Genomic DNA, 2,879 nt, shown 5'->3' on the forward strand with positions numbered 1-2,879 from the left:
CCCCGACATCGGGGTGCGCCCTCTCGCACGCGGTCGCCGCCGCGTCAGTTGTGACCGAACCGCCGCTCGCGCTTCCGGATCTTCGGCTGGTCCATCGTCGCGTCGGACGGCGAGGGACTCGATCCGGAGCCGGGACTCGGCCGATCGGCTCGCCGGGGATCCTGCCGCGGTCGCCGGTCGCGGTTCTTGTTCTTGGCCATGATCGCCTCCAGGCTGGGACAGAAGGAAACGTCGGGTAGACCACGGGCCCGCGACCAGATTCGCACGGCGCACCATACTTCGCATTCCGGGCGGGGTGCCCGGCGGATTCGCCACGCCGAAGATCGAGTTGGCGCAGATAACGGCGCTTCGGTCGGGCAGACTCAAGGCGGGCAGACTGAAGAAGACACTTCTGTGAACGTTCTGGTGAGCGAGGTGCAACGTGGACCGCTGCGTCGTCCTGGTAGATGCCGGCTATCTGCTGGGCGCCGCCGCCAGCCTGCTCGCGGGCGAACCGGCCCGCCCACGCATCACCGTCGACCACGCAGCCCTCATCCAGGCCCTTCGTGAACGCGCCGAGGCCGACACCGGCCGTGAGCTGCTGCGCATCTACTGGTTCGACGGCGCCCCCGACCGGGTGCCCCAGCCGGAGCACCGCAGGCTGCGGGTGATGCCGCGGGTCACCGTGCGCCTCGGCGCGCTCACCCGCAGCGACGGCCGCTGGGCGCAAAAGGGCGTCGACGCCGCCATGCACGCCGAGCTCACCGAGCTGGCCCGCAACCGGGCCTGCGCCGACATCGTCCTGGTCACCGGCGACGGCGACCTGCTGCCGGGGCTCATGTCCGCCAAGGAACACGGCGTCGCCGTCCACCTGTGGGCCGTCCAGGCCGCCGACGGCGACTACAACCAGTCCGAGGACCTGGTCGCCGAGGCCGACGAGCGCCGCGTCCTCGACCGCGCCTGGATCACCCGCGCCGTCCGCGTCAACGAGGCGCCGGCCGCCGACACCGCGCACCCCACCCCGCGCCCCGAGATCGCCGCCATCCTCGCGGCGCCGCTCCCCGAGACCACCGGCACCGGCGGCGAGGCGGGCCGGCCGGCCCGGGTGCCGGCGGGCAAGAACGGCTCGGCCCCCGAGACCGAGGAGGGCTGCGCCCCAGAGCACCGCGCGCCGGCTGCCGCGGGGGCACCCGCGACCGGCGCCAAGGGCGTCCCCACCCCCAAGGACCTCGCCTCCCTCGGCCGCCCCGCGCCCGCCGTCGGGCACAGCGGTCCGCCGCCCACCGCCACCCTGCGCTGGTCTTCCGACCGCGGCTGGGTCGACCGGGGCACGCCCGAGGAGTCGCCCGAGACCGCAGCCCTGCCGATGCTCTCCCAGCTCACCACCGCCGAGCAGCGGTGGGCGGACCGCGAGGAGGACATCACCGCCGTCAGTGGCGACCCGTTCGAGGTGGGCCAGGTGTTCGCCCGCCGCTGGGCCGAACGCCTGATCTCGGCCCAGCACTTGGACCGCCTCTCCACCGAGTACCCCCGCATCCCTCACCGCATCGACGGCGAACTGCTGCGCTACGCGGCCCGGTTCGGGCTGCTGGCGCACAAGGACGACCAGATCGACGAGCAGGATCGTTACGCGATCAGGGCCGGCTTCTGGCGCGAGGTCGACACCAGGACGGGCGTCGAGCGGGCCTCCTGACCCGCCCCGGCGGCCGACCGGCCCGTCGCGCGGCGTAGGCTCGTGCACCGTGGCCTCATCTACCGCACGGGCCGAGGCCCGAACTCCCGCACCGCCCAGTGCCCCGGCCGAGGCCGCGCTGACCGTCCGCGGTCTCGTCAAGACCTACCGGTCGAGGGGCCAGGGCTGGCGTCCAGGGCGGCGGCGGGCGGCGCCCGCGCCACCGGTCGTCGCGAACGACGGCATCGACCTCGACGTGGCCCGCGGCGAGATCTTCGGCCTGCTCGGCCCCAACGGCGCGGGCAAGACCACCCTGGTCCGACAGCTCACCGGGCTGCTCCGCCCCGACGCCGGCACCATCAGGCTCCTCGGCCACGACCTCGTCCGCCACCCGGGCCACGCCTCCCGGCTGCTCGCCTACCTCGGCCAGGAGTCCAGCGCGCTCGACGAGCTGACGGTCTCCCTGGCCGTCGAGACCACCGCCAGGCTCCGCGGCCTTGACGCGCCAGCCGCGCGCCGCGAGCGGGACGCGGTGCTTGACGAGCTGGCGCTCGGGCCGCTCGCCGGCCGCCCGCTGAAGCGGCTCTCCGGCGGCCAGCGGCGGCTCGCCTGCGTGGGCGCGGCGCTGGCCGCGCAGCGGCCACTGCTGGTGCTCGACGAGCCGACCGCCGGCATGGACCCGGTCGCCCGGCGCGCCGTCTGGTCCGCACTCGACCGGCGCCGCGAGCGGGACGGCACCACGGTGCTGCTGGTCACGCACAACGTCACCGAGGCCGAGACCGTCCTCGACCGGGTCGCGGTGCTCGACGCCGGCCAGGTCATCGCCTGTGACAGCCCGGCGGGGCTTCGGTCGCTGGTCAGCGCCGAGGTCCGGCTCGAACTGGTCTGGCGCGACGAACCGCCGCTGCGGGTGCCGGCGCTCGCCGCGGCGCTGGCCGCGGCCACGGTCGCCGGCCGCCGCTGGACGCTCCGCCTCCCGGCGGACGACGCGCGTGCGCTCGTCACCACGCTCACCCAGGGGCCGGCCTTCGCGGCGCTCGACGACTTCACGCTGACCACGCCGAGCCTGGAGGACGTCTACCTGGCCCTCGGCGGGCGCGGTGAGGGGTTGGACCGCGAATGAGGTGTCGCCTGGCGGCTGACCCTCGAAGGCGGCCCGTACCCCCGCGTGCCTGCTGCTTCGGCCTCGACGCGGGTTTCTTCCCCCTGTCGCTTATTCACATCTGAC

2 protein-coding genes are annotated in these 2,879 nt (G+C 74.7%); both read left to right on the forward strand.

The window, feature by feature from the left end; all coding sequences use genetic code 11:
- Positions 1-421: 421 nt before the first annotated feature.
- Positions 422-1,672, forward strand: a complete 1,251-nt coding sequence (locus tag E1265_RS35320; protein ID WP_132935037.1) for an NYN domain-containing protein — start codon at positions 422-424, stop codon at positions 1,670-1,672.
- Between the two features lie 118 nt (positions 1,673-1,790).
- Positions 1,791-2,774, forward strand: coding sequence for an ABC transporter ATP-binding protein (locus tag E1265_RS35325; RefSeq protein WP_132935038.1), 984 nt, complete (start codon positions 1,791-1,793; stop codon positions 2,772-2,774).
- Positions 2,775-2,879 lie beyond the last annotated feature (105 nt).

It is taken from the genome of Streptomyces sp. 8K308 (assembly GCF_004348315.1).
Taxonomy (GTDB): domain Bacteria; phylum Actinomycetota; class Actinomycetes; order Streptomycetales; family Streptomycetaceae; genus Streptomyces.